The sequence below is a fragment of the Micromonospora sp. BQ11 genome (assembly GCF_052068135.1).
GTDB lineage: Bacteria > Actinomycetota > Actinomycetes > Mycobacteriales > Micromonosporaceae > Micromonospora.
On sequence record NZ_JBQHDB010000005.1, the window covers coordinates 203466 to 228642 of the forward strand.

Sequence of the window (25177 nt, forward strand, 5' to 3'; positions counted from 1 at the left end):
GCCGCCCGGAGGCCGCCGTCGCCGATGGGGGGAGCCGCGCCGATGACCGACCGACCCGCAGACCGGACGAGCTACGTGCACCGGACGTTGGAGCTGTTCGCCGAGTTCGGCGACCGGGAGGCCCTGGTCGGCGGGGGACGCCGGTTCAGCTACGCCGACGTCCGCACCGAGGTGCGCGGCCTGGCCGCGATGTTGCGCCGCCACGGCGTACGGCCGGGCGACGGTGTGCTGGTCGTGCTCGGCAACCCGGTGGAGGCGTCCCTCGTGCAGCTCGCCCTGCACCTGCTGGGCTGCCGGACGATGTGGGTCGCCCCGGTCACCTCCCGACGGGAGGTCGACGAGTTCGTCCGGCTCGCCCGCCCTGACGCCCTGCTCTACGACGCGCGCGACCCGGCGAGCGTCGGGCCGGACCTGGCCGCCGGCCTGCCCGGCGTACCGGTGTTCTGCCTCGGCGCGGGCGGGGCCGGCCCGGACCTGACCGGGTGGGCCACCGAGCCGGACACCGACACCGCCGCCGACCCCTCCCTCGGGGCGCCGGCTCCGGAGGCGTTCCTCCAGACGTCCGGCACCACCGGCACGCCGAAGCTGGTGCACCACCGGGAGAGCTTCTACACCCAGGTCCTCGCGCTGGCCGCGAGCTTCCGGGACGCCGGGTACCCGCTGCTGCGGCACCTGTCGTACTCGCCGATGTGGCTGGCCAGTGGTCAGATCACCACCCTGTTCAACCTGTTCACCGGCGGCGTGCTGTTCCCGCGCGACGGCTGGGACCCGGAGACGTTCATCCGTACCGTCGACGCCGAGCGGATCACCTCCACGTTCGTCACCCCGCCGATGCTCTACGAGGTGCTGGACCACCCGGCGCTGGACGGTGCGGACCTCTCCGCGATGTTCATGTTCAACGTGGGCGCCGGGCCCGCCGCGCCGGCCCGGCTGCGTCAGGCGATCGCACGCTTCGGCCCGGTGCTGCGCATCGTGTACGGGTTGAGCGAGGCCGTCGTGATCACCGCCCTGCCGGGGCTCACCGAGGACCCGGAGCACCCGGAGCGGCTGCGCTCCTGCGGCAGGCCGTACGGCGACGTGCGCGTCGAGATCCGCGCCGAGGACGGCACCGTGCTGCCTCCGGGGGCCGACGGCGAGGTGTGGGTGCACACCGGCCTGCGCTTCGCCGGCTACCACGGCCAGCCCGAGCTGACCGCCGAGACGCTTGTCGACGGCTGGGTACGCACCCGCGACATCGGACACCTCGACGACGACGGCTACCTCTACCTCGTCGACCGTCTCCAGGACCGCATCCTCACCCGGCAGCGGAGCTGGCCGATCTACTCCCGCCCCATCGAGGACGTGCTGGCCGGGCACCCGCAGGTCCGCGCCGCCGCGGTGATCGGCGTACCCGACGAGGTGGCCGGCGAACTGCCGTACGCCTACGTCGTGCCGGCCCCCGGCGCGACGGTGACCGGCGCGGAGCTGATCGACCTGGTGACCGCCACCCTGAGCGACACCTGGGCCCCCGGCGGGGTGGAGTTCGTCGACCGGCTGCCGCTGAACCGCTCGAACAAGGTGGACAAGCGGGCGCTGCGCGCGCGGTACGCGGAGGACCACCCGTCGGCCGTCGAGCATCCGGCGGCCTCGATCGGCAGCCGGGCGTGACACCTCGCCGGCAACTGGTCGCCCTGGTCGGCGCCGACCTGCTGTCCAACCTGGGCAGCCGGATCTCGGTGGTGGCCATCCCGTGGCTGGTGCTGGAGTCGACCGGCAGCCCGGCGAAGATGGGCGTGGTGGCCGCCGCCGAGACGCTGCCCTACCTGCTGTCCAGCGCCCTGGGGACTCCCCTGGCCGACCGGATCGGGCTGCGTCGCACCTCGATCGTGGCGGACGTGGGCAGCGCCGGGCTCATGGTGGCGGTGGCGCTCACGCCCTGGCTCGGCTTCGGCGCCCTCGTGGCGCTGGTCGCGGTGGTGGGGGCGCTGCGTGGGGTCGGCGACCGGGTCAAGCACGTGCTGTTCCGGCCGGTGGCGCAGGCGGCGGACGTACCGCTGCTCCGGCTCACCTCGGTCTACGACGGGCTGGGCCGGGTGGTCACCCTCGTCGGCGCCGGCCTGGGTGGCCTGCTCATCTGGTGGTTCGGCGTGACCTGGGCGATCCTCATCGACGCGGGCACCTTCGCGGTGTGCGCGGCGCTGATCGGGCTGCTCGTCCGGTCCCCGGCGGCGGCCGGCGGGGGGCCCGCGCAGCCACCGGGCTACCTGCGGGCACTCGGTGACGGCTTCCGGTACCTGGGCCGGGACCGGACGCTGCTGACGATGCTGCTGGTCATCTCCGCGCTCAACATGGTGGTGAACGCCAGCATCGCCGTCTACATCCCGCTGTGGGTGGCCGACGTGCTGGGCACCCCCGCCGGACTGGGCCTGGTGCTCGGGGCGTTCTCGGCCGGGGCGCTGCTGGGCAACCTGCTCTTCACCGTGTACGGGGCGCGGTTGCGCCGCGACCTGACCTTCGCGGTCGGCGCGGCGGTCAGCGGCGCGCCCCGGCTGCTGGTGCTGGCCCTCAGCGAGGACCTGCCGGTGGTGCTCGTCGTGACGTTCCTGTCCGGCATCGGCATCGCGGTGGTGAACCCCCTGCTCGGCGTGGCGCTGTACGAGCGGGTGCCGGCCGAGTTGCAGACCCGCGTCATCGGCCTGTCCGGCTCCCTGGCCTTCGCCGGTCTGCCGGCCGGCGCGCTGCTCGGCGGCTGGACGGCGACGGCCTTCGGCCTCGTCCCCGCCCTCCTGGCGGCATCCCTCTTCGCCCTGCTGGTGACCACGATCCCTCTCCTGACCACCCTCCGCCCCCACCCCGCTCCCTCCCCGATCCCCCCGACCTGATCAGAGAAGTCGCGTCAGCCGAGGGACGATTCCCCGCACGCGCCGGTGCGGCCGTCCGGCGGAACCGGACGGCCGCACCGAGCGCGGTGGCTGTTACGGGGTGGCGCAGATGGCGTACGACGTGTTGTTCCAGGTGCCGGCGAACGCGTCCTCCTCGAACCCGCCCGCGGTGACGGACGTCGGGGCGGTGGCGGCACCGCTGCTCGGGCGGAAGTCGTCCACGACGACCTCACCGGTCGCCCCGTTCAGCTCGAAGCCGGCGCCGGTGAGCACCTTGCCCCCCGGGCAGGTCGTGGTGGCGCTGCGGAAGTCGTCCGAGCTGGTGGCGCTCACCGCGGAGGCCCGGACCAGGCCCGGCAGCGGGTTGGCGCAGATCGCGAACGCGGTGACGCCCCAGTTCAGGGTGGTGGCGTCCGTCTCGAAGGCACCGACGTTGACGGAGGTCGGCGCCGTGGCGGGGCCGCCGTTGGGCCGGAGGTCGTCCACGACGGCGTCACCGGTCGCCCCGTTCAACTCGAAGCCCGTACCGGTCAGCACCTTGCCGGCCGGGCAGGCCGCGGTGATGGTGCGGAAGTCGTTCGAACTGGTGGTGCTCACCGCCGCGACGCGGACCAGGCCGGCCACCGGGTTGGCGCAGATCGCGTGCACCCTCACCGACCAGTCGCCGGCGAAGGCGTCCACCTCGAACGCGCCCACGGTGACAGCCGTCGGCGCCGTGGCCGGGCCGCCGTTGGGGCGCAGGTCGTCAACGACGACCTCCCCGGCTGCCCCGTTCAGCTGGTACCCGGTGCCGGTCAGCACCTTGCCGGCCGGGCAGGTCGCGGTGACGGTGCGGAAGTCGTCGGAGTTGGAGGCGCTGAGCGCGGAGATCCGCTCCAGGCCGGGAACCGCGGCGGAGGCCGGGCTCGCCGGGACGACCACCGCGGCGGTCACGGCGAGGCCGAGCACGACGACGGACGCTCGCGCACCGATCCGCCGGGCTTCCTTCTGAAAACGCATGTGTTCTCCCGTCTGAGGCTCCGGAGGCGGTGCCTGTGGGCTGTGCGGTTCGGAGGAACCGCTGCCGACCCCGGGGCCGGTGGTGATGACGGGTTGACGGTAGGTAGTGACGTGCCGCGGCGTTATCCGCAACCTGACTACGTCGCGTAGTCGACCGAACCGTCCACGGGAACCAGTTGTCGGGGTTGGGCCGGGGCCGCAGGCTCTCCCGGATGGACATCGACGCCGCGCTCGTCCGCCGGCTCGTCGCCCGGCAGTTTCCCCGGTGGGCCCACCTACCGGTCCGGCCCGTGGCGTACGGCGGCTGGGACAACCGCACCTTCCACCTCGGCGCGGACATGTCCGTCCGACTGCCCAGCGCGGCCGGCTACGCCCTCCAGGTCGTCAAGGAGCGACGCTGGCTGCCGATCCTCGCGCCGCACCTGCCGCTGCCCGTACCGACCCCGCTGGCCGCCGGAGTGCCCGACGAGGACTACCCCTGGCCGTGGTCGGTCCACCGGTGGATCGACGGCGACACGGCCGCCGTCGGGCACGTCGGCGACCTGACCGCGTTCGCCGGCACGCTCGCCGGATTCCTCACCGCGCTGCGCACCGTCGACGCCACCGGTGGACCCGGGGCCGGCCCGCACAGCGCCGGGCGCGGTGGACCCCTGAGCACGTACGCCGACGACACCCGGCGGGCCGCGGACGCCCTCGGCGACCGGATCCCCACCGACCGGGTCCTCAGGATCTGGGACGCCGCCCTCGACGCGCGGTGGACCGGGGCGCCGGTGTGGTTCCACGGCGACGTCGCCCCCGGCAACCTGCTGGTCCGCGACGGGCGACTCGCCGCCGTCATCGACTTCGGCTGCTGCGGCGTGGGCGACCCGGCGTGCGACACGGTCATCGCCTGGACGTTCCTGGACCGGCCCGCGCGGGCCGCGTTCCGCGCGGCGCTCGACGTCGACGACGCCACCTGGGCGCGGGGTCGGGGCTGGGCACTGTGGAAGGCCCTCATCACGTACGACGATCCGGCCCCGGTCACCCGCGCCCTGGCGCGGCGCTCGCTGGACGCCCTGCTCGGCGAGGGGGCGGCGGGACGTGCCGGGTCGGCGTAGGGTCGGGTGGTGGCCACCTGGGACGACGTGCGGCGGATCGCATCGAGCCTGCCGGAGACGACGGAGAAGCCCTCCTACGACGGGCTGCCCGCGTGGAAGGTCCGGGACAAGGGCTTCGTCTGGGAACGACCGCTGCGCCGCGCCGACCTGGAAGCCCTCGGTGACGCCGCGCCCGACGGCCCGATCCTCGGGGCGCAGGTGCCCGACCTGGGTGCCCGGGAGGCCCTGCTCGCCGACGACCCGGCCGTCTACTTCACCACGCCGCACTTCGACGGCTACCCGGCCGTCCTGGTCCGGCTGGAGCGCATCGACGTCGACGAGCTCACCGAGCTGATCACCGAGGCCTGGTACGCCCGCGCGCCGAAGCGTCTCGCCGCCGCCCACCGCGCCGGGCAGCCGGCTGGTTAGCCTCGACTCCGTGGCACACTCGCGAACCCCGCTGACGGGGCTGGTCTTCGACATGGACGGCACGCTGATCGAGTCGCACGCCGCGGTGCCGGCCGCGTACCGGGCGACGGTCCTCGCCGCTGGCGGTCGGGAACACACCGACGAGGAGATCATCGCCGGCTACTCGATCGGCGCACCCGTGGACCTGCTCTCCGCGCTGCTGGACCGCCGGGCCACCGAGGAGGACATGGCCCGCTACCACCACGAGCTGGCCGCGACGGCCGACCGGGTGACCGTCTACCCGGGGATCGCGGATCTGCTCGCGGAGGCCGCCCGCCGGGTGCGGGTCGGGCTGTTCACCGGCGCCAGCGCGGAGGCCGCCCGGATCCTGCTCGGGCGGACCGGCCTGGCGGAGCACGTCGCGGTGATCGTCGGTGGCGACGAGGTGGACCGGCCCAAGCCGGACCCCGAGGGTGTCCTGCTGGCCTGCCGGCGACTCGACGTCGAGCCCGGGAAGATCGCGTACGTCGGCGACTCGCCCCTGGACCTGGGCGCGGCCCGCGGTGCCGGCGCCCTGTCGGTGGCGGCGGGCTGGGGTCACCTGTACGACCCGGAGGTCCCCGCCGACCTGACGGTCGCCCACCCGGGCGACCTGCTGGCGCTCCTCGGCTGATCAGCCGGCCGGTCGGGGACGCTCCCGCGGTGAGTCAGCCGGCCGGTCGCCACCGATCGTGGGTGCGGGCGACGCCGTCGGGGCCGGGCGTACGGCGGGTCGACCGGAACAGGCGGTGACGACGGTGACGAACAGCGGCGCGAGAAGCCTCCGCACCGGAATGGGCACCGGCGAAGGCTAGCGCGCGACCGGCGCCGCGGACTGCCCCGGCGGCAGCGCCAGGTGGACGGCCTCCTCGGGCGTGGCCACCGACACCGGGCCGGCCACGGGCCCGCCGTCGGCGTCGACGACCCGCCAGCCGCCGAGCACCACCACCGGTACGCCGCCGCGCCGCATCGCCAGCGCCACCTCGCTCAGGGTCCCCCAGGAGCCGCCGACGGCGATCACCGCGTCGGCGCTCCACACCAGGACCGCGTTGCGCGCCTGACCCAGGTTGGTGGCGACCGTGACCGTCACGTCGGCGGTGGGGCCGGGGGCGGTGCCGTCGTCGGGGCGTACGCCGATGACCAGACCGGCGCGCGAGCGGGCGCCGGCGGCGACCGCGGCCATCACCCCGCCCCCGCCACCGCACAGGACCGTGGCACCGCGCTCGGCGAGCAGCTCCCCGACCCGGCGGGCGTGGGCGATCTCGGTGTCCGTCGCGGTCGCCGGTCCACACACCGCCACCTGCGTCACGCGGTCCATCATGCCCGCCCCGTCGGTGTTAAGAAGGGGCCCTTCCTCTACCGGAGGCGTTAACAGGGGGCCCTTCCTTCGGTTAGCCTGCCGGGCATGCCATCGACGCTGACCGAAGCGACCGACCCGTGGTGTCTGCGCCCCGGGGAGAGCGCGGCGCTGCTGCGCGACCACCCGTGGCGGCGATTCGTGGTGCTGGGCGACAGCGTGGCCGAGGGGCTGTGCGAGCCGGTGCCGGGGTACCCGGACGTCCAGTGGGCCGACCGGATCGCCGCGGAGCTGCGGGCCGTACGCCCCGAGCTGGCGTACCTCAACCTCGGCCTGCGGGGGTTGCGGGCGCACCAGGTCCGCGCCACCCAACTGGTTCCGGCGCTGGAGTTCCGGCCCGACCTCGCGCTGGTGGTCTGCGGCGGCAACGACGCCTTCCGGCCGGCGTACGACGCCGACGCCGTCGACGCCGAGCTGGCCGCCATGGTCGAGGCGCTGCGGGCGGCCGGCGCCGACGTGATCACGGTCGGCATGTTCGACGTCTCGCACAGCCCCGCCGTGCCGGAGCCGCTGCGCGCCGGCATCGGCGAGCGCATGCGCCGCCTGGCGAAGCACACCCGCGCCCTGGCCGACCGCCTCGGCACCCTCCACGTGCACCTGACCGACCATCCGCTCACGGCCGACCCGTCCCTCTACAGCAGCGACGGCCGTCACGGCAGCGCCCGCAGCGACGCCGTCGCGGCAGCGGAGACCCTCAGGATCCTGGGCACCCACCTCGGTCAGCCGATTGATCAAGAAGTTCGCGTCACCGGTACCGGCGCGTCCTGACGCGAACCTCTTGATCAACCGCGGCGGCGGGGTCAGTCGACCACCAGGAGGCCGCTGAGGAGAACGCCGCGGGCCAGGTTGAGGACGGCGTCGCAGCCGGGGAAGCCGGTGCGGATGCAGGCGCCCGCCGGCTCACGACCGAACAGGTACGGCGCGATGCTGTACGGAACGTCCGCGGACACCGTCTCGCCGGTCTCGATGTGCACGAAGTCCAGCGGGACGTCGTCGGCCCGCACGTACTGCTGGAGGATGAACCCGCCCCGCTCGGCCGCCCGGCGCACCCCGGCGCGCCACGTGTCGGCATCGCACTCGCGGCCGATCAGCACGTCCACCCCGGCCGATCCGTCCGCCGGCTTCGACACCAGGTCACGCTGGTCGGCGACCGCCCGGTCGAGCAGGTCCGGGGTGAGCGTCCAGGTACGCGGCACATACCGGTGCACGAGGTCCCGGTCGACCGCGGGCAGGTCGTCGGCGTCGTCCCAGAGCCAGGCGAAGGCCGCCTTGTTGGCGATCAGCCACGCCGCGGCGGACACCCACATCGGCACGGTGCCGGCGGCCAGGGCCGTCTCCAGGGCGTCCACCCCCGCGCTCGGGGTGACCCGGTTCGGTACGAACAGCCGGAACACCCCGTCGACCGGGGCGCCGCGTGCGACCAGGCGGGACCGGTCGTCCACCGTCAACTGGGAGACCGGGGCGATGACCAGGTCCAGGCCGAAGGCGGCGGCCCGGTCGACCACCGGCACCAGCAGCCGGAAGAACCGCTCCGGGTCGTCGAGGCCCGGGTACTCGGCGTCGAAGTCGATCAGCATCGCGACCCGCGCCCCTTCGGCAAGGCCCAGCCCGGAGCGGATCGCCGCGAACCGGCGGTCCACCGCGGACGGTGCCGCCTCCAGGCGGATCCGGTCGGTGAGGCCGCGCCGCCGGTAGACCTCGACGAACCGCCGTACGGTGGTGTCCGCGTCGAAGGCGCCGCCGAGGCTGGAGTCGATGTTGTACTCCACGACGCGGGGCACGCCGTCGGAGAGCAGGACGTCCGGGCGGAACGCGTCGAGCAGCGCCTCGGTCAGCGGCTCGTCGTCGTCCAGCAGCCGGGTCTCCCCGTCCGGCACCCGAAGCAGCCGCCGCAGCTCCCCCGCCGTGCCGGCGCGCCGCCGGCACGCCTCGAAGATCAGCTGCGCCAGCCGGTCGCAGACGGCGTTGAGCACGCCGAGCGACGTCTCGTCCATCACCGGCGGCCGGGCCAGCCGCCACTGCTTGTTGTACGTGGCCCGCCCGTCGAAGATCTCCTGCCAGGACTGCGCCCCGGCGCTCACCATGTCGGCGCGGACGTCGGCGGGCAGGTCGAGCCAGGCCCGTGCGGCCGACGGCCAGCGGTAGTCGACGTCGAGCATGTCTCACCCGTCCTTCAAGACGTGTTGGATCGCGGATCGCAGCTGCTCGCGGCCCGGCTGCACGGCCCGGTCCAGCGCCGGAGCGAAGGGCAGCACCGCGCCGTCCGGGCGGGTCACCCGGCGCGGCGGCGCGACCAGCCGCACCCGCTCGACCACGGTGGCGATGACCTCCCCGGCGATGCCGCAGGACCGATTGGAGTCGTCGACCACCACGAGCCGCCCGGTACGCGACACCGACTCCAGCAGGCCGTCGGTGTCGAACGGGTACAGCGTGCGCGGGTCGAACACCTCCACCGACACCTGGTCGGCGAGGTCGTCGGCGACGGCGAGGGCGTCGTGGACCAGGTGGCCGACAGCCACCACGGTCACGTCGTCACCGGCGCGGTGCACCCGCCCCCGGCCCAGCGGTACCGGCGCCAGGGCGGCGAGGTCGGTGTCGGCACGGACCTCCATCACCCCGGCCGGCGCGAACACCACCACCGGGTCGTCGCAGCGCACCGCCGACACCAGCAGGCCGTACGCGTCGGCCGGGGTGGCCGGCACGACGGTGGTCACCCCGACGTGGGCGAAGAGGCTGTACGGGTGGTCGGAGTGCTGCCCCGCCCACCCGGTACGGGAACCGGAGCCGGGCACCAGGTAGGTCACCGGCACCGCGCACTGCCCGCCGGTCATCAGCGGGAACTTGTGCGCGTGGTTGACGATCTGCTCGAACACCAGGAACAGCAGCGACGGGATCTGGAACTCGATCACCGGCCGCATCCCGGCCAGCGCCGCGCCGGTGGCGAAGCTGGTGAACGCCTGCTCCGAGAGCGGGGTGTCGAGCACCCGGTCGGGCCCGAACCGTGTGAGCAGCCCGGCGGTGACGTGGGACGCGGCGACCCGGATGTCCTCGCCGAGCAGGAACACGTCCGGGTCCCGGGCCAGCTCGTCGGCGAGCGCCCGGGTCAGCGCCCGGCGGTACGACAGCTTCGGCACCTAGCCACCTCCCCGCGCGGTCAGGCCGCTGGCGTACAGGTACGCCAGCGCGTCGGCCGGGTCCGGCTCGGCGCTGGCCAGGGCGAACTCGACCGCCGCGTCGAGGGTGTCCTCGACCTCGGCGTCCACCGCCGCCCGCTCGGCGTCGGCCAGCCGCGCCCCGGCGATCTCCACCGGGTCCCGGGACCGACCGCGGGTCACCTCGTCCGGCGGGCGGTAGTCCAGCCGTACGGCGTGCTCGAAGGTGTGGTGGGCGTCGAAGCGGTAGGTGCGGGCCTCGATGAACTCGGGGCCGCCGCCGGCGCGCATCCGCGCGACGGCGGCGGCCGCGGCGGCGCGTACCTCCTCGGGGTCCTGGCCGTCCACGACGGACGCCGGCATGCCGAACGCCTCGGCCCGGCCGGTGATGGTGCCGGCCACCGCGCCGTCGACCGGCATGGTCGTGGCGTAACCGTTGTTCTCGCAGACGAACAGCACCGGTACCCGCCACAGCGCGGCCAGGTTGAACGCCTCCAGCAGCATCCCCTCGTTGACGGCGCCGTCGCCGAAGAAGCTCACCCCGACGACGTCGCCGCCCCGGCGACGGGCCGCCCACACCGCCCCCGTCATGATCGCCCCGGACGCGCCGACGATCGCGTTCGCACCCAGTACGCCGACGCCGAAGTCGGCGGCGTGCATCGAGCCACCCCGGCCCCGGTTCAGCCCGGTCTCCCGGCCGCACAGCTCGGCGAACATCCGGGCCGGGTCGGCGCCCTTGGCGAGCACGTGCCCGTGCCCGCGGTGGGTGCCGGCCACCACGTCGTCGGCGCGCAACGCGGCGCACACACCGGCGGCGATCCCCTCCTGACCGAGGTAGGGGTGGATGCCGCCGACGATGTGCCCGGAACGGACCAGACCGATCGCCCGCTCCTCGAAGCGGCGGATCAGCCGGACCGTCCGGTAGAGCCGGACCGGGTCGTACCGGGTCACCCGCGACCCTTGATCGCGGCCAGGATGTCGTCCCACAGCTTCGCCCGGGCGGCGAGCGCGGTGTTGACGGTGTCGGCGCACTCCTGCCACTTGACGTCGTCGTCGCCGCACAGGTCGGCGAGCATCTGCATCGCCATCGGCGTGTGCTGCTCGCCGTCGACCTCGATGTGCCGCTCCAGGTAGTCGACGAACTTGTGCAGCCGCCGGCTGCGCTCGTTGACCGCGACCACCTGGGTGAACATGTCGGGGATGAGGTCCTCCCGGCCGAAGGCGAACGCGGCGGCCTGGCAGTGCACCGGGGTGGTCTCGATGATCCGCCAGGTGGTCGCCGCGAACGCCGCCGACGGGCCGGGCACGCCGGCCTCGGCCAGCGAGGCGGTGACCGGCCGGCCGGCGCGCAGCAGGTCGATCAGCGCGTCCACGGCGGCGGTGTCCGCGCCGGCCTCCCGCATGCCCTGCACGTACAGCTCGAAGTGGCTGATGTAGCCGTCACCCAGCTCGTCGCTCTCCTCGACCATGACGATGTCGTTGATGAGGCGGCGGCTGCCGGTCGGGCCGGTGGGGATCCACGGCACGGTGACGCAGGTGAGCTGCCGCTGCAACGACTTCAGCAGGGACATGAAGTCCCACACCGCGAAGACGTGGTGCTCCATGAAGGTGACCAGCGCCTCGTGGGTGTCGAGGTTGGCGTAGAGCGGGTGCTGCACCACCACGTCGCGGCGGTCTGTCACCGCCTTCTCCAGGCGCTCGATTCCCGGGTGGGTCTTACCCCAGTCGTACCGTGACATGTCAGCCTCCCTGCTGGGCGCGGTGGCGCCAGATGACCGGGCAGTACTCGGGGTCCGCGTAGTCCGGCCGCCCGTCGTGGGTGCGGCGGACCAGGACGTCGTGGTTGTACGCGGCGACGGCGCCGTCGGAGAGCGGATACTCCCGCCAGGCGTTGTCACCGTCCTGCAGGTGCAGCGAGATCGCCTGGCGGGGTCGGCCGCTGACGTTCGCGCCGCTGCCGTGGTAGGTGCGGCAGTGGTGGAAGCTCATGTGCCCCTTGGGGATCACCATCGGCACCTTGCGGATCGTCGCGCCGTTGTGGGCGGCGTTCTCGGCCAGCATCTCCTCCAGCTGGTCGCGGTCCCGCTCGGCGAAGTGCCGCACCACGGTGTCGTCGGCACCGATCTCCTTCCAGCGGTGCGACCCGTCCACCATGGTGATGGTGCCCATCTCCTCGCCGCAGTCGTGGAAGGGGATGAAGGCGGTGAGCATGTTCTCCGACGACGACGACGCCCAGTAGTGCTTGTCGAAGTGCCAGGGCACGATGTTCGACGGCTCACCGTCGATCGGCGGTTTGAGGATCAGCGTGGACTGGAAGATCCGGATCTCGGTGGCCCGCGCGAGCCGCGCGGCGACCGCCCCGATCAGCGGCTTGCGCAGGATCGCGGCGAGGCCGTCGTGCTCGTGGTGGACGTAGTCGTTGTGCCGCTGCACGGGCCCCTTCGACGGCTCCCAGTAGGCGAGCTTCGGTGGGCGTACCGGCAGGCGGCGGTCCCGCTCCCCGGCGTAGTAACGGTCGGCGGCGGCGGCGAGGGCGTCGACCTCGGCGTCGGTCAGCAGCTTCTTCGACAGGTACCAGCCGTGCTCGGCGTAGAACGCCACCTCCTCGTCGGTGGGCAGCAGCGCCTGCTCCTCGGCGGTCAAGGTCGGCGAGAATTCCGTCGTGGTCATGCCCCCACCCCCTGCGGTACGACCGCCGCAGCGGCCAGTTCCCGTTCCTTGGCCTCGTAGAGCGCCTTAATGTTGCCGCTGCCGAAGGTCCGCGCCCCGCGCCGCTCGATCAGCTCCAGGAAGAGCGTCCGGCGCACGTGCATGGACTCGGTGAAGATCTGCAACAGCTGCCCGCCGTGGTCCCGGTCGACGAGGACGCCGAGGTCCCGCAGCCGGTCCAGCGGCGCGTCGACCCGGCCGACCCGCGCCTCCAGGGCGTCGTAGTAGCTGCCCGGGGTGCCCGCGAAGCGCACCCCACGCCGGGCCAGCGCCTCCACCGCGGTCACGATGTCGTCGGTGCGCAGCCCGAGGTGCTGCACCCCGGCTCCGGCGTGCTGGTCCAGGAACGCGTCGATCTGCCCCACCCGGCCGGTGGTGTCCGGCTCCAGCAGCACCAGGGTCACCCGCTCCGACGGGCTCTGCACGACCGTCGAGTTCATCGCCTGCCCGTCGACCTCGATGCGCTCGGTGAAGATCTCGGAGAAGCCGAAAACCTCCCGGTACTGCCGGACCGTGGCCTCCAGCTGCCCCGGCGGCACGCAGACCGCCAGGTGGTCGATCTCGGCGAGCAGCTTGTCGGCGTCACCGTCGACGGGGAGCGCCTCGATCACCCCGGGCAGGAAGTCGCGGCGGTCGCCGCGCCGCTGCACCAGCCGGTGCACCACGTCGCCGAAGCCCCCCACCTCGGCGGTGACCACCTCGGCGTCCGCACCGGTGACGGTGGTCGGCGGCGCCACCCCGGTCGCCCCCCGGTCCAGCAGCTCGGCGTACGCCCCGGCGGCGTCGTCGACCTCCAGGGCCACCACGGCGATGCCGTCGCCGTGCCGCTGCACGTACCGCGCCGCCGGATGGTCGGCGGTGAGCCCGGAGGTCAGCACCATCCGGATGTCGGCCTGCCCGAGCAGCAGCGACCGCTGCCCGGTCAGCCCCGTCTCCGGACCCCCCTGGCCGAGCAGACCGAAGCCGACCGCCCGGCAGAAGTAGAAGGCGGCCTGTCGGGCGTCCCCCACGTAGAGTTCGATGTGGTCTATCCCACGGATGTCCATGTCCCAGCCCTTTCCACGGTTCCTCCCGTGGTCGTCGTTGCCGGTGGTGTCGTCGTCACCCACGGGTCCGCGCGGCCCGCGCGAGCAGCAGGCTCACGTTCTGGCCGCCGAACCCGAAGGAGTTGGTCAGCGCGTACTCCGCCTCCGTGGCCCGGGGCTCGGCGCGGATGTGGTCCGCCGGACACGCCGGGTCCGGGTCGTCCAGGTTGTACGTCGGCGGCAGCAGCCCCCGGCCGAGCGCCAGCGCGGTGGCCGCCGTCTCCAGCACACCGGACGCGCCGAGCAGGTGCCCGGTCAGCGCCTTGGTCGAGCTGACCGGGACCCCGCCGACGCCGAAGACCTCCGCGAGGGCGGTCGTCTCGGCGATGTCCCCGAGCTTCGTGCCGGTGCCGTGCGCGTTGACGTAGCCGACCCGGGCGGCGGGCACGCCGCCGCCGGCCAGCGCGCGCCGCATGCACTCGGCCGCGCCGGCGCCGTCCGGGCGCGGCGCCGTCGGGTGGTACGCGTCGGTGGTCACCCCGTAACCGGCGACCTCGGCGTACGCGCCGACGCCCCGGGCCGCCGCGTGCTCGGCGCGTTCCAGGACCAGCAGCGCCGCGCCCTCGGCGAGCACGAACCCGTTGCGTCGGCGGTCGAACGGCCGGCTGGCCGCCGTGGGGTCGTCCCACCCCCGGGCGAGGGCCCGGGCGTTGCCGAAGGTGTCGGCGAAGGTCGGGAACAGCGGCGCCTCGCTGGCCCCGCAGAGCACCACGTCGGCCTCCCCGGCACGGATCAGCCGGACCCCGTCGGCGACCGCCTGGGCGCCGGAGGCGCAGGCCGTGCCGACCGACGAGCTGTAACCACGGATGCCGTGGCGGATGGCGATCCGCGCCGAGGGCATGTTCGGCAGGATCCCGGTGAGCAGGTACGGGCTGACCGCCGCCCGGCCCCGCTCGGCCCGCGCCAGCACCTGCTTCTCCAGGGTGGCCATCCCGCCCACCCCGCCGACGACGACCGCGACGCGGTCCGGGTCGACGTCCCGGCCGACCTCGATGCCCGCGTCGGCGAGCGCCTCGGCGGCGGTGAGCAGCGCGAGGACGACGATCCGGTCCAGCACCTTGGCCTCCGGGCCGGAGGCGACGGTGCGGACGTCGACGTCCGGCAACACCCCGGCGACCTCCAGGCTTCCGGCGACCGGATGCTCCTCCGGCGGCCGGCTCAGCCCGGACTTGCCGGCGCACAGGGCGTCGAACGTGGCGTCGACACCCCGTCCGGCCGGGGTGAACAGCCCCATCCCGGTGATGACGGTCATGACGGGGCCTCGCTGAGGTAGCGCTCGCGGAGCACGACCTTGCGGACCTTGCCGGTGACGGTGACCGGGATGTCGTCGGAGCGGACCGGCACCACCCGGCGCAGCGTCGCCCCCACGTCCGCGCCGAGCGCGGCACGGACCCGCTCGGTGCGGTCCTCGGTGGAGTCCGCGCCGGCGGCCAGTTCGAGCAGCACGTCGGTGACTACCGCGTCGCCCTCGCGCACGATGACCACCGTGCAGTCGGTGACGTCCGGGCAGGCGGCGAGGATCCGCTCCTCCGACAGCGCCGTGTAGAACCGCTTCCCGCCGCCGGCGTCGACCGCGTCGACCGCCCGGTCCACGTGGTAGTACCGGCCGTCCTCGTCGGCGTACACCAGGTCGCCGGTCAGGTACCAGCCACGCTGGCGGAACCGGTACGTGGTCACCGAGTCGTTCCAGTAGCCCCGGAACAGCGACGGCGAGTCGATGCCGAGCCAGCCCACCTCGCCGGTCGGCACCGGGTCGCCGTGCGCGTCGAGGACGGCCACCTTCGTGAACCGGTAGGGACGGCCGATGCAGCGGCCGTACCGGTCGGTGTCGCGGGTGTGGGTGACGTGGAACATCGAGTGCCCCATCTCGCTGGAGCCGAGTCCGTCGATGAAGACCGACCCGGGCACGCGGGTGACGCCCTCGCGGGTCATGACGTCCCGCGACCCGACCGCCACCAGCCGCCGGATGTGCGGCTCGTGCGAGCTGTCCCCGGTGTTGAACCACAGCCGCACCGAGTCCAGGTCGTACGCCGACAGGTCGAACCGGGCCAGTTCCGCCCACGTGACCGAGAATCCGAACACCCCGTCGGGCCGCCACCGCTGGATCGCGTCCAGCACCCGCTCGCCGCCCTGGTCGGACAGGAGGAACATCTCCGCGGAGTTGCCGAGGGCCTGGTTGACCATCAGCACGGTGGCGGTGTGCGGGGCGGGCAGCGCGTTGAGGATCCGGCGGGTGCCCTGTGCCTGCGGCATGGACAGCAGGTGCCGGGTCGCGGCGAAGAGGCTGGCGTGCGAGTGCAGCACCGCCTTCGGCACACCCGTGGTGCCGGACGTGTGGGTGATGACGACCGGGTCGTCCGGGTGGTGCCGGTGGTGCGGGGGCGCGGCGGCCGGGTCCCCGGTGCCCGCCTCGGCGGGCGTGCCGATGACCGGCACGCCGAGGTCGTACCGGGCGAGGAGGGCCACGTGGGCGTCGTCGGCGAGCACACCGACGCCCCGCAGGCGGCGGACGTACTCGGCGGCGATCTCCGGCCGCAGCCTGCCGTTCATCAGCGCCGGGATCGCGCCGAGCCGGGTCAGCGCGAGGTAGCTCAGCACCATGTCGGCGGCGGCGGTCGCCCACACCGCGACCGGGTCACGGGGCCGCACCCCGCGTTCGTGCAGCCACGCGGCCCGGGCGGTCACCCGCTCGTCCAGCTGTCCCCGCGTGAGCGGATGCTCGGCAGGGTGCCCGTCGACGGCGGTGTCGAAGGTGAGGCCCGCCCCGTCCGGGTCGGCGCCGTGCGCCAGCACCCGGCTCAGGACGTTGCCCGCGCCGATCAGCTCGTCGGCGGCGAGCGCGCCGCGCAGTCCCCTGGTCCTCATGGTGTGTCTCCTCCCCCCAGCAGCACCGCGACGGCCCGGCCCCGGTCGGGGTCCCCCGCACCGCCGTCGTCGGGTGCGTGTGCGATCAGGACCAGCAACGCCGCGTCGGCGTCGCCGTCGTACAGCAGCAGGTCGACCTCGGCGTACCCGTCGCGTCGTGGGTCGCCGGTCGGCGCGAGGCAGACCACCGGCCCGCCCAGCCCCCAGCGGGCGGCCACGTACCCGAGCACGCTGTTGGGCACCGACTGGAAGAAGAACAGCGGCCCCGGTCGCCCTCCGTCGGCCACCGTGGCGCGTACGTGCGCCGCACTGGCCCGGTCACCGTCGGCGCTGACCAGCACGACCGCGGTACGCGCGCCGTCCGGTGCCGGCCGCTGCCCGTACGCCCTGGTCAGGCACCGCTCGGCGACCGCCGCGACCAGCGGGTTGAAGTCCGAGTGCACGAACCCGGGCAGGGGCGGCGGCGGCCCGTCCCCCGGCTCCGGCCACGCCGCCTCCGCGAGCACCGCCCGTCCGGCGCTGCGCGCCGGCGCCACGCCTCGCTCGTTCACGCGGCACCCACCAGCAGGGCGGTGTTGGCGCCGCCGAAGGCGGCGTTGAGGGTGAGCGCGTGCCGCGTCGCGGCGGGCCGGGGCGCGTCGAGGATGACGTCCACCGGGCAGTCCGGGTCCGGACCCCGCCAGCCGGCGTTCACCGGAAGCTTCCCGTGCCGCAGCACCAACACGGTCACCACCAGTTCGAGCAGGCCGGACGCCTCCAGGGCGTGACCGTGCAACGCCTTGGTGGAGCTGACCGGCGGCGTCGCCGCGCCGAACACGGCGCGCAGCGCCGCCGCCTCGGACGCGTCGCTCCCGCCGGTGCCGGTGGCGTTGGCGTTGACGTACCCGATCGCCTCCGGCCTCAGCCCGGCCCGGTCCAGCGCGGCGTGGGTCGCGCGGGCCAGGCCACGCCCGGTCGGCTCGGGCTGGCAGGGGTGGAAGGCGTCGCCGGCCCGGCCCCAGCCGAGCAGGTCGGCCAGCGGACGGCGGGCCCGGTCGGCCCGTTCCAGCACCACCGCCGCCACGCCGTCGCCGAGCAGCAGGCCGGTGCGACCGGCGCTGAACGGGCGGACCGCGCCGTCGGTGGCCAGGGCCCGGCCGGTGTCGAAGAGCGCGTACTGGTCGGGCTCCACGAGGTAGCCGGCGGCGACCACCGCCCGCTCCAGGTCGCCGCGGCCGACCAGCGCCGCGGCGTCGGCGACCGCGCTGGTCGCCGAGACGCAGGCGGTGGTGTACGCGCGGGTGCCGCCCCCCAGGCCGCTCCGCTGCGCCAGCGCGGTGGCCAGTTCCGGCACCCCCACGCCGCCGTGCAACGCCAGCAGCAGGGCCGTGCCGGCCCGTCGGGTGGCGTCCAGACCGGCGTCGGCGCAGGCGGCGTCGACGGCCTCGGCGAGTTCGGCGGCCAGGTCGCCGACGTCGGGCAGGGTGGCGGCCGCGTCGACCCGGCGGAAACCGGTGTCGAAGCGGCCCACCGGTCCGAAGGCCGGCGACCCGGCGAGGACGCCCGCCAGCTGCGCCTCGGCTCCCCTGCCGAGGGCACTCGTCGCGTGGACACCGGTGAGCTGGACGGGCCCCCGCTCAGCCATCTGCGGAGTCGGTCAGGGAGGTCCGGAAGACCGCCAGGGCATCGTCGACCGTCCGAACGCCCGCGAGCTGGTCGTCGGTGAGGTCGAGCCGCCGGTCGTAACGCTGCTCGACCAGGTGCACCAGCCAGGCCAGCTCCATCGAGCCGATCCGGTCGGGCACCGTGGCGGCGGGTCGTGCGCTCAGTTCGGCGAGCATGGTCACCAGGTCAGCTCGCCCCAGGTCGGGCTGACCGGCCATCAGGAGTGGTCGCTCGTCGCCCCGGCGACCCGGTCGGCGACCATCGTGGTGAACTCGCCGACCGTCATCAGGGCCAGCTTCTCCGACTCGTCCTCGGCGAACGTGAGCCCGTACCGGTCCTCGACCCGGACGGAGAGGTCGGCGAGGGCGAGGGATTCCAGGTCCACCCCGGACGGGCCGAGGGTGGTGTCGTCGTCGATGTCCTCCACGTCGTAGTTCATGTCGGCGAGCTGCTCGATGACGAAGGCGCGGACCTCGGCTCTCATGGTTAACCTCTTTCCGTGAGCCAACTACCGGTGCCCGGTCGGGACACCGTGTACGTGTGCGTCGGTCGGTACGCCGGCGGTCGGCCGGCTCCGTCCGGGCCGCTGCTGCGGCGGCTGGGTGTCGCCCTGCTCGGCGCCCCGGCCGAGCGGTTGGTGCTGGGTCACCGACCCGGTGGAAGTCCCGTCGTCCGCGTCGGCGGACCGTCCGACGGTGACCCCACCGGGTCGGTCGTCCTGCCGGTCAGCGTCAGCCGGACCGACGGGTTCGTGGTGGCGGCCGCGCGGGCGCGCGGGCCGGTCGGCGTCGACGTGGAGCGCCTGCGTCCGCTGCCCGCGCCGGCCCTGGCCGAGCGCTGGTACGCCGCGGACGAGGCGGCCTGGGTCGCCGGCCGCCCGGAGGACACCCGGGCGGCGGACTTCCTGCGGCTGTGGACCGCGAAGGAGGCCGTCGGCAAGGCGCTCGGGGTCGGGCTGCGCGACGGCGGGCTGCGCCGGCGCGTGCCGGTCCCCGGCGGCGCGGGGCCGCTGCTGCGGCTGGTGCCGGCCCGGCCGGACGTACGGGTCGGGCATCCCCGGGTGGACGGGGAGCTGGTGCTCGCGGTGGCGGTGGTCGGTGCGGAGGACGGGGTCGACGTCGTCGTCGAGGTGGTGCAGGGGACCGGTCACCGGGTGACCGCCGTCCGCAGCGCGTCGACCGAGCGGACCAGCTTGCCGGTGGTGGTGCGGGGCAGCTGATCGAGCAGGTGCAGCGTGCGGGGACGCTTGTAGCCGGCCAGCCGCTCGGCGAGCAGCTTGTCCAGCACCTCCTCGGACAGCGGCCCGTCCGGCTGCACGTACGCGGTGATCCCGCCGTCCCAGACCACGACGGCGGTGGCCACCCCGGGCAGGTCGGCGACGGTCGTCTCGACCTCGGTCAGGTCGACCTTCAGGCCGCCCACCGACACCTGGGAGTCGAGCCGGCCGCGCACGGTGACCAGGCCGGTGGCCTCGTCGACGGTGCCGGCGTCGCGGGTGTGCAGCCAGCCGTCGGACCACCGGGTCGGGTCGGCCAGCCCCACGTACGGCGACGCGGGGCAGCTGACGTGCAGTTCGCCGTCGACCTCGCGCACCTCGATGCCGGGCGCCGGCGCGATCGACGGGCGGTGCCGCCCGTGCAGGTCGGTGCCGATGACCCCGACCTCGGTCATTCCGTACATGTTGCCCAGGGGCACGCCGAACCGGTCGGTGAAGGCACGGGCGACGGCCGCCGGGACCAGTTCCCCGCCGGTGGTCATCCGCCGGAACTGCGGCAGCGGCCCGGTTGGCCGGGTGGCGGTGACCAGTCCGATGTGGAACGGCACGCCGAGCACCGTCGCCGGGCTGTCGGCGGCAGCGATGGCCGCCAGCACCGCGTCGCCGCTGAGCCGCTCCGGCGGGACCAGCTCCACACCGGCGTGCAGGCCGTAGAGCAGGCCGCCGACCAGGCCCAGCACGTGCACCATCGAGGGCAGCAGGACGATCCGCTCGCCGGGCAGGGCCACCCCGTCGATGCGGGTGTAGCGGTGCACCTCGGCGACCAGGTCCTCCGCCGTCCGGCCGATCACCTTGGACGCGCCGGTCGAGCCCGAGCTGAGCTGGATCACCGCGTGTCCGCTGACGGCGGGACGGTCGGCGTACGGGGTGACGCCCTCGGTCACGTCGACGAACACCCGCAGGGCGCCGCCGCCGGTGCGGACCGGAGCGACGACCACCTGTGGGGTGAGGCGTTCCAGCGCGCGGTCCACCTCGTGGCCGGTGAGCCGGTGGTCGAGCAGGATCGCCTGCGCCCCGGTGCGCCACGTCGCGAGGAGGTTCACCACGTACGCCAGGGAGGGTGGCATGCGCAGCGCGGCGGCCCCGCCGGCGCGCAGTCCGGCGGCGGTCAGACGCTCCTGCGCGGCGCTCACCAACCGCCGCAGGGTCGCCCGGTCCACTGGCTCGGGCAGACTGAGACAAACATCGGTCGAACGGCCGGTGAACAACACTTCGTCAACCCACCCCGGGTCGGTCGCCTCAGGATCTTCGGTCGACGACTGCCTGACCACTACCGCTCACCGCCCAGCATGAATGAGGGCGAATCCGCCCATAAGAAGCTTCTTTCGGGGTGCTGCGGGAACCCTACGACAGCCGTCAGATCCATTGCTAGATGCAAATGGCTAGATCAGAAAGAGCGGCCGGCCGGATTGTCGCGGCTCGATCCGACGGGCAGGATCGGGCGCGTACGCCGGCTTCGCGACACCGCCGGATGCCCCCTCGTGCGTCCGGCACGACCCGGACGCCGACCGTCGCCGCGAGCCCGACCGATCGGGCGAGCGGCACCGTCCGTCAGCGACGGCGCACGGACCGTTAGGAGGATGGTCGGGCTCCGCACGCACGCGATCGGCGACGTGGGTGCCGGCCCGCGCCCGCCGACGCCGTCGAGGATGCGGTACGGGGTGGGCGCCGACGAAGGGCGTCCCCGGGTTCGTCGTGGCACTGTCGACCTGAGCCACGAATGCTCTCACCGCTGCGGCAGGTCGAGCGACGGGTCCACACCCGGTGAGGGGTCGGCTGATCCATCCCCGACATCAGTTCGACAGCGCTCGGCGTCACCACCCCCGGGGGGCGGTACGGGGGTACTCAGCGCAGGAGGTGGACGGCCCCCGGGACGGCGGTGATCGTCACCGGCAGGTCGAGGGCCCGCTCCCCGTCGGCGTACGTGGTGATGCCCTCGGCCGACAGCTCCACCGTCCGGGCGCGGAAGCTGCGCACCAGCGGGTGCTCGACGTGGGTGCCGGCGTAGATGCGTGGCTTGACCCGCAGCAGGGTACGCCGGTCGAACCGGCCGCCGACCACCACGTCGAGCAGCCCGTCGGTCAGGTCGGCGGCCGGGCAGATCCGCATCCTCCCGCCGTAGCAGGCGCCGTTGCCGACGGCCACCAGCACCGCGTCCAGCTCGTGGCTCACCCCGTCCAGGCGCAGCGTGTACCGCCGGGGCCGCAGCCGGGCCAACTCCACCAGGATCGCCAGGTCGTACCGGCGGGGACCGCGCGGCCACCGCATCCGGTTGGCGCGCTCGTTGACGATCGCGTCGAAGCCGGCGGCGAGCACCGCGCCGTACCAGCGGACCGTGCCGTCCGCGCCGGTCATCCGGCCCAGGTCGACCGGGCTGGTCCGCCCCTCGAGCAGAGCCGCCGCGATCACGTCCGCCGCGGCCAGCGGGTCCGCCGGGAAGCCGGTGTCGAGGGCGAAGTCGTTGCCGGTGCCCGCGGGCACCGGGCCGAAGGGAACAGTGGTGCCGGCGACCGCCTGGAGGGCACGGTGCACGGTGCCGTCACCACCGACCGAAACCAGCGCCCCGATCCCCTCGGTCACGGCCTCGTGGCAGACCGCCTCGGCCTCCTCCGCGGACCGTGCCTCCAACAGCCGCACCGGCCGGCCGGCGCTGCCGAGCCGGTCGAGCAGTCGGGGCAGCAGCCCCCGGTGCCGTCCCCGGCCGGCAGTGGGGTTGGCCAGGACGGCGACGGGCCCGTCCGGGACGGCCGGCGCGGCGGAGCGGTGATCGTCTGCGGTCACGGCGAGCACCGTACCGCTCGACGCAACTGACATTTGTCACGACCGGCCGTGTGGCACGCATCCGCCTGCATGACTGAACGCACTGGAACCGCCATACCCCGAACGGACAGACTCAGATCCGTCAGCAGGATCGCGAGGTCAGCCGAACAGCGGAGGGAGTGGTCACGGTGGACGAGCGCTACGACAGCTACTGTGCCGCCGACCGACTGTTCTACGACTCGCTCGGCAGCGCGGTCGAGCAGCCCACCTTCGCCGCGGCCCGCCGTCCGGTCCCCGAGGGCTGGCGCAGCGAACCGCTCGACGACTGGCTCATCTACGCACCCGACGGCGGCACGCTGCCGCAGCAGGGCTGGAAGATCCACGTGTCGGCGACCCTGGCCAACGCCGAACGGGTGCTGGACACGGTCTGGGACTACTGCGTCCCCCGTGGACTGTCCTTCAAGTTTCTCCGGGGTCCGCGCACCCTGCTGCTGCGCAACTCCAAGTACGCCACCCGGGCGGCCAGCGGAAAGTTCCTGACCGTCTACCCCCGGGACGAGGCGGAACTGGAGGTGACCTGCAAGGAGCTCGACGAGCTGCTGCGCGGCGAGTCCGGTCCGTACATCCTCAGCGACCTGCGCCTCGGAACCGGCCCGGTGTACGTACGCTACGGCGGTTTCGCCGCGCGGTACTGCCACTCCCCCGACGGGCAGGTGGTTCCGGCGATCGAGGACGACACCGGCACGCTGGTGCCGGACCGCCGCGACCCGGTCTTCCACGTACCGTCCTGGGTCACCCTGCCGGACTTCCTCGGCCCGCACCTGGACGCCCGCAACGCCACCAGCACCGACGAGGTGCCGTACCGGATCGAGAAGGTCATCCACTTCTCCAACGGCGGCGGCCTCTACGTCGGCCGGGACCTGCGTACCGACACCCAGGTGGTGCTGAAGGAGGCCCGGCCGCACGCCGGCCTGGACGCCGACGGCGCCGACGCGGTCACCCGGCTGGTCCGCGAGGCGGAAGCCCTGCGCCGGCTCGCCGACCTGCCACAGGTGCCCCGGGTGCACGACGAGTTCACCCTCGGCGAGCACCGGTTCCTCGCGTTGGAGTTCATCGAGGGCCGACCGCTGAACAAGGTCCTGGTCGACCGGTACCCGCTGATCGACGCCGACGCCACCGACGACGACCGCGCCGCGTACACCCGGTGGGCGCTGGACGTCCACCGCCAGGTCGACGAGGTCGTCCGGGCGATCCACGAGCGCGGGCTCGTCTACGGCGACCTGCACCTGTTCAACGTCATGGTCCGCCCGGACGACCGGATCGCCCTGGTCGACTTCGAGGTGGCCGCCCCCGTCGACGGCCACCGCCGACCGGGCCTGCGCAACCAGGGCTTCGCCGCGCCGCGGGACCGGACCGGGCCGGCCGTCGACCGGTACGCCCTGGCGTGCCTCCGGCTGGCCCTGTTCCTGCCCCTGACCCAGCTGGTCCGCCTGGCGCCGGCCAAGGCCGCGCACCTGGCCGACGTCATCGCCGCGCACTTCCCGGTGCCGAGGGAGTTCCTCGACGCCGCCGTCGAGGAGATCACCGGCGCTCCCCCGCCCTCCGTCATCGAGCCGGGGACGGAACCCCTCGGCGCGGTCCACGAGGACCAGATCGCCCGGGCGATCCTCGCCAGCGCCACACCCGCCCGGGAGGACCGGCTCTTCCCCGGCGACATCGAACAGTTCCGCAGCGGCGGGCTCAACCTCGCCCACGGCGCGGCCGGGGTGCTCTACGCCCTGCACCGCAGCGGCGCCGGTCGCTGGCCGGACCACGAACAGTGGCTGGTCAGGCGGGCCACGAACCCCGCGTCGGGCACCCGGTGCGGCTTCTACGACGGCCTGCACGGCGTCGCGTACGCCCTGGACGAGCTCGGCCGCCGCCAGGACGCCCTCGACGTGCTCGACATCTGCCAGCGCCAACCCTGGACCGGCCTGGACCACAGCCTCGCGAGCGGACTGTCCGGGATCGCGCTCAACCTCGCCGAGCTGGCCGGACGCACCGGTGAACCGGCGCTGCGCGAGGCGGCCTGGCGGGCCGCCGAGCGGGTCGTCGACCACCTCGCCGACGACCCCGGACCGGACGTCAGCGGCGGGCGGCACCCGTATGCCGGGCTGCTGCGCGGCCGGACCGGCCCGGCGCTGCTGCTGCTGCGGCTGTACGAACTCACCGGCGACCCGGCCCTGCTGGACCACGCCGCCACCGCCCTGCGGCAGGACCTGCGCCGCTGCGTGACCCGCCCCGACGGTGCGCTGGAGGTCAACGAGGGCTGGCGCACGATGCCCTACCTGGGACAGGGCAGCGTCGGCATCGGGCTGGTGCTGGACCAGTACCTGCGGCACCGCGCCGACGACCGGTTCGCCGAGGCGAGCGCCGGGGTGTTCCGGGCGGCCCGCTCCCCGTTCTACGCCCAGTCCGGCCTCTTCGCCGGGCGCGCGGGAATCATCACCTACCTCGCGGCGTACCCGGACGACCCCGACCGGCGGCGGGAGCTGACCGCCCAGGTCGAGCGGCTGGCCTGGCACGCGATGCCCTACCGCGACGGCACCGCCTTCCCGGGCGAGCAGCTGCTGCGGCTGTCCATGGACCTCGGCACCGGCGCCGCCGGTGTGCTGCTGGCGCTGGCCGCCGCGCGGCACGAGACCCCGGCGGCGCTGCCGTTCCTCACGCCCCTCACGGGCGCCCGAGACCCCCTCGCGTCAGCGAGGGTGACCGACCCGACCGACCAGCACGGGAGGAGGTGACACGACATGGCGCTTCTCGACCTTCAGGGCCTGGAGATGGCCCCCGCCGACCGCACCGGCGGCGGTAGCCGGGCGAGCCTGCTGCTCTGCGGCGACAGCTCGCTGTCCGTCACGACCTGCAACTGATCAGGTCACCACGCGAGGCCCTGGGCGGATAGACGTA

26 protein-coding genes are annotated in these 25177 nt (G+C 74.1%); 9 read left to right on the forward strand and 17 right to left on the reverse strand.

All coding sequences use genetic code 11. The annotated features are described in order from the left end of the window. The first annotated feature begins 42 nt into the window (after positions 1 to 42). Both ACTMSW_RS13015 and ACTMSW_RS13020 read left to right on the forward strand, forming a co-directional pair. Positions 43 to 1647 carry a class I adenylate-forming enzyme family protein gene (locus ACTMSW_RS13015; RefSeq protein ID WP_441180836.1) on the forward strand — a complete coding sequence of 535 codons (1605 nt, stop codon included), beginning with the start codon at positions 43 to 45 and terminating at the stop codon, positions 1645 to 1647. Beyond that, the gene (locus ACTMSW_RS13020; protein ID WP_441180837.1) at positions 1644 to 2861 is read left to right on the forward strand and encodes an MFS transporter; all 1218 of its coding nucleotides are present in this window, start codon (positions 1644 to 1646) and stop codon (positions 2859 to 2861) included. Before ACTMSW_RS13015 ends, ACTMSW_RS13020 begins: the two co-directional genes overlap by 4 nt. A gap of 93 nt (positions 2862 to 2954) precedes the next feature. Here the strand turns inward: ACTMSW_RS13020 and ACTMSW_RS13025 are convergent, their stop codons facing one another. Beyond that, complete coding sequence (locus tag ACTMSW_RS13025; protein ID WP_441180838.1) at positions 2955 to 3860, reverse strand: hypothetical protein; 906 nt, start codon at positions 3858 to 3860, stop codon at positions 2955 to 2957. Between the two features lie 212 nt (positions 3861 to 4072). Here ACTMSW_RS13025 and ACTMSW_RS13030 point away from each other — a divergent pair, with 212 nt between their 5' ends. From ACTMSW_RS13030 to ACTMSW_RS13040, 3 genes are read left to right on the forward strand one after another with little or no spacing between them, the layout of a single operon-like run. Beyond that, positions 4073 to 4957, forward strand: coding sequence for an aminoglycoside phosphotransferase family protein (locus ACTMSW_RS13030; RefSeq protein WP_441180839.1), 885 nt, complete (start codon positions 4073 to 4075; stop codon positions 4955 to 4957). Positions 4958 to 4966: 9 nt separating this feature from the next. Continuing rightward, positions 4967 to 5365 (forward strand): MmcQ/YjbR family DNA-binding protein, encoded by a 399-nt coding sequence (locus tag ACTMSW_RS13035; protein ID WP_441180840.1) that lies wholly within the window; start codon positions 4967 to 4969, stop codon positions 5363 to 5365. 10 nt (positions 5366 to 5375) lie between these two features. After that, positions 5376 to 6017, forward strand: a complete 642-nt coding sequence (locus ACTMSW_RS13040; RefSeq protein ID WP_441180841.1) for an HAD family hydrolase — start codon at positions 5376 to 5378, stop codon at positions 6015 to 6017. On the opposite strand, the gene ACTMSW_RS13045 is transcribed toward ACTMSW_RS13040, so the two are convergent. Together ACTMSW_RS13045 and ACTMSW_RS13050 are read right to left on the reverse strand one after the other, a co-directional pair. Further along, the gene (locus ACTMSW_RS13045) at positions 6018 to 6185 is read right to left on the reverse strand and encodes a hypothetical protein (protein WP_441180842.1); all 168 of its coding nucleotides are present in this window, start codon (positions 6183 to 6185) and stop codon (positions 6018 to 6020) included. A gap of 9 nt (positions 6186 to 6194) precedes the next feature. Next, positions 6195 to 6692, reverse strand: coding sequence for a dethiobiotin synthetase (locus tag ACTMSW_RS13050; protein WP_441180843.1), 498 nt, complete (start codon positions 6690 to 6692; stop codon positions 6195 to 6197). A 96-nt stretch (positions 6693 to 6788) separates the two neighbouring features. Here ACTMSW_RS13050 and ACTMSW_RS13055 point away from each other — a divergent pair, with 96 nt between their 5' ends. Continuing rightward, entirely contained in the window at positions 6789 to 7508 is a 720-nt protein-coding gene (locus ACTMSW_RS13055) for an SGNH/GDSL hydrolase family protein (RefSeq protein WP_441180844.1), read from the forward strand. Positions 7509 to 7540: 32 nt separating this feature from the next. Here ACTMSW_RS13055 and ACTMSW_RS13060 read toward each other — a convergent pair whose 3' ends face one another. Genes ACTMSW_RS13060 through ACTMSW_RS13115 form a run of 12 tightly spaced genes read right to left on the reverse strand, consistent with a single transcriptional unit; the run spans position 7541 to position 18679 of the window. Further along, positions 7541 to 8899, reverse strand: a complete 1359-nt coding sequence (locus tag ACTMSW_RS13060; RefSeq protein WP_441180845.1) for a hypothetical protein — start codon at positions 8897 to 8899, stop codon at positions 7541 to 7543. A 3-nt stretch (positions 8900 to 8902) separates the two neighbouring features. Then, positions 8903 to 9874 (reverse strand): alpha-ketoacid dehydrogenase subunit beta, encoded by a 972-nt coding sequence (locus ACTMSW_RS13065; RefSeq protein WP_441180846.1) that lies wholly within the window; start codon positions 9872 to 9874, stop codon positions 8903 to 8905. Beyond that, complete coding sequence (locus tag ACTMSW_RS13070; RefSeq protein WP_441180847.1) at positions 9875 to 10843, reverse strand: thiamine pyrophosphate-dependent dehydrogenase E1 component subunit alpha; 969 nt, start codon at positions 10841 to 10843, stop codon at positions 9875 to 9877. Continuing rightward, a complete protein-coding gene (locus tag ACTMSW_RS13075; protein ID WP_441180848.1) occupies positions 10840 to 11631 on the reverse strand; it encodes a DUF3050 domain-containing protein in 792 nt (263 codons plus the stop codon). Before ACTMSW_RS13075 ends, ACTMSW_RS13070 begins: the two co-directional genes overlap by 4 nt. Position 11632: 1 nt before the next feature. After that, positions 11633 to 12562: a phytanoyl-CoA dioxygenase family protein gene (locus ACTMSW_RS13080; protein WP_441180849.1), complete on the reverse strand. Its 930-nt coding sequence runs from the start codon at positions 12560 to 12562 to the stop codon at positions 11633 to 11635. Continuing rightward, the gene (gene hppD, locus ACTMSW_RS13085; protein ID WP_441180850.1) at positions 12559 to 13647 is read right to left on the reverse strand and encodes a 4-hydroxyphenylpyruvate dioxygenase; all 1089 of its coding nucleotides are present in this window, start codon (positions 13645 to 13647) and stop codon (positions 12559 to 12561) included. The genes ACTMSW_RS13080 and hppD overlap by 4 nt, the downstream gene beginning before the upstream one ends. A 55-nt stretch (positions 13648 to 13702) precedes the next feature. Continuing rightward, the gene (locus ACTMSW_RS13090) at positions 13703 to 14938 is read right to left on the reverse strand and encodes a beta-ketoacyl-[acyl-carrier-protein] synthase family protein (protein ID WP_441180852.1); all 1236 of its coding nucleotides are present in this window, start codon (positions 14936 to 14938) and stop codon (positions 13703 to 13705) included. Then, a complete protein-coding gene (locus ACTMSW_RS13095; protein ID WP_441180853.1) occupies positions 14935 to 16551 on the reverse strand; it encodes a class I adenylate-forming enzyme family protein in 1617 nt (538 codons plus the stop codon). The genes ACTMSW_RS13090 and ACTMSW_RS13095 overlap by 4 nt, the downstream gene beginning before the upstream one ends. Next, complete coding sequence (locus tag ACTMSW_RS13100; protein ID WP_441180854.1) at positions 16548 to 17102, reverse strand: beta-ketoacyl synthase chain length factor; 555 nt, start codon at positions 17100 to 17102, stop codon at positions 16548 to 16550. The genes ACTMSW_RS13095 and ACTMSW_RS13100 overlap by 4 nt, the downstream gene beginning before the upstream one ends. Beyond that, positions 17099 to 18175 (reverse strand): beta-ketoacyl synthase N-terminal-like domain-containing protein, encoded by a 1077-nt coding sequence (locus ACTMSW_RS13105; RefSeq protein WP_441180855.1) that lies wholly within the window; start codon positions 18173 to 18175, stop codon positions 17099 to 17101. Before ACTMSW_RS13105 ends, ACTMSW_RS13100 begins: the two co-directional genes overlap by 4 nt. Further along, a complete protein-coding gene (locus ACTMSW_RS13110; RefSeq protein ID WP_441180856.1) occupies positions 18168 to 18413 on the reverse strand; it encodes an acyl carrier protein in 246 nt (81 codons plus the stop codon). Before ACTMSW_RS13110 ends, ACTMSW_RS13105 begins: the two co-directional genes overlap by 8 nt. Next, positions 18413 to 18679, reverse strand: coding sequence for an acyl carrier protein (locus ACTMSW_RS13115; protein ID WP_441180857.1), 267 nt, complete (start codon positions 18677 to 18679; stop codon positions 18413 to 18415). Before ACTMSW_RS13115 ends, ACTMSW_RS13110 begins: the two co-directional genes overlap by 1 nt. 15 nt (positions 18680 to 18694) lie before the next feature. Here ACTMSW_RS13115 and ACTMSW_RS13120 point away from each other — a divergent pair, with 15 nt between their 5' ends. Continuing rightward, a complete protein-coding gene (locus ACTMSW_RS13120) occupies positions 18695 to 19414 on the forward strand; it encodes a 4'-phosphopantetheinyl transferase family protein (protein WP_441180858.1) in 720 nt (239 codons plus the stop codon). Here the strand turns inward: ACTMSW_RS13120 and ACTMSW_RS13125 are convergent. Both ACTMSW_RS13125 and ACTMSW_RS13130 read right to left on the reverse strand, forming a co-directional pair. Continuing rightward, entirely contained in the window at positions 19342 to 20742 is a 1401-nt protein-coding gene (locus tag ACTMSW_RS13125) for a class I adenylate-forming enzyme family protein (protein WP_441180859.1), read from the reverse strand. The two genes, ACTMSW_RS13120 and ACTMSW_RS13125, sit on opposite strands and share 73 nt — an antisense overlap. 574 nt (positions 20743 to 21316) lie before the next feature. Beyond that, positions 21317 to 22261 (reverse strand): diacylglycerol kinase, encoded by a 945-nt coding sequence (locus ACTMSW_RS13130; protein ID WP_441181059.1) that lies wholly within the window; start codon positions 22259 to 22261, stop codon positions 21317 to 21319. Between the two features lie 158 nt (positions 22262 to 22419). Here ACTMSW_RS13130 and lanKC point away from each other — a divergent pair, with 158 nt between their 5' ends. Then, a complete protein-coding gene (gene lanKC, locus ACTMSW_RS13135) occupies positions 22420 to 25014 on the forward strand; it encodes a class III lanthionine synthetase LanKC (protein ID WP_441180860.1) in 2595 nt (864 codons plus the stop codon). A 6-nt stretch (positions 25015 to 25020) separates the two neighbouring features. After that, positions 25021 to 25140 carry a SapB/AmfS family lanthipeptide gene (locus ACTMSW_RS13140; protein ID WP_013734295.1) on the forward strand — a complete coding sequence of 40 codons (120 nt, stop codon included), beginning with the start codon at positions 25021 to 25023 and terminating at the stop codon, positions 25138 to 25140. The last annotated feature ends 37 nt before the right edge of the window (positions 25141 to 25177 follow it).

Excerpts from the sequence above, each read along its gene's own strand:
- ACTMSW_RS13015 (WP_441180836.1), top strand. The coding sequence starts at position 43 with ATGACCGACCGACCCGCAGACCGGACGAGCTACGTGCACCGGACGTTG.
- ACTMSW_RS13025 (WP_441180838.1), bottom strand. The coding sequence starts at position 3,860 with ATGCGTTTTCAGAAGGAAGCCCGGCGGATCGGTGCGCGAGCGTCCGTC.
- ACTMSW_RS13030 (WP_441180839.1), top strand. The coding sequence starts at position 4,073 with ATGGACATCGACGCCGCGCTCGTCCGCCGGCTCGTCGCCCGGCAGTTT.
- ACTMSW_RS13055 (WP_441180844.1), top strand. The coding sequence starts at position 6,789 with ATGCCATCGACGCTGACCGAAGCGACCGACCCGTGGTGTCTGCGCCCC.
- ACTMSW_RS13060 (WP_441180845.1), bottom strand. The coding sequence starts at position 8,899 with ATGCTCGACGTCGACTACCGCTGGCCGTCGGCCGCACGGGCCTGGCTC.
- ACTMSW_RS13075 (WP_441180848.1), bottom strand. The coding sequence starts at position 11,631 with ATGTCACGGTACGACTGGGGTAAGACCCACCCGGGAATCGAGCGCCTG.
- ACTMSW_RS13080 (WP_441180849.1), bottom strand. The coding sequence starts at position 12,562 with ATGACCACGACGGAATTCTCGCCGACCTTGACCGCCGAGGAGCAGGCG.
- hppD (WP_441180850.1), bottom strand. The coding sequence starts at position 13,647 with ATGGACATCCGTGGGATAGACCACATCGAACTCTACGTGGGGGACGCC.
- ACTMSW_RS13090 (WP_441180852.1), bottom strand. The coding sequence starts at position 14,938 with ATGACCGTCATCACCGGGATGGGGCTGTTCACCCCGGCCGGACGGGGT.
- ACTMSW_RS13095 (WP_441180853.1), bottom strand. The coding sequence starts at position 16,551 with ATGAGGACCAGGGGACTGCGCGGCGCGCTCGCCGCCGACGAGCTGATC.
- ACTMSW_RS13105 (WP_441180855.1), bottom strand. The coding sequence starts at position 18,175 with ATGGCTGAGCGGGGGCCCGTCCAGCTCACCGGTGTCCACGCGACGAGT.
- ACTMSW_RS13110 (WP_441180856.1), bottom strand. The coding sequence starts at position 18,413 with ATGGCCGGTCAGCCCGACCTGGGGCGAGCTGACCTGGTGACCATGCTC.
- ACTMSW_RS13115 (WP_441180857.1), bottom strand. The coding sequence starts at position 18,679 with ATGAGAGCCGAGGTCCGCGCCTTCGTCATCGAGCAGCTCGCCGACATG.
- ACTMSW_RS13140 (WP_013734295.1), top strand. The coding sequence starts at position 25,021 with ATGGCGCTTCTCGACCTTCAGGGCCTGGAGATGGCCCCCGCCGACCGC.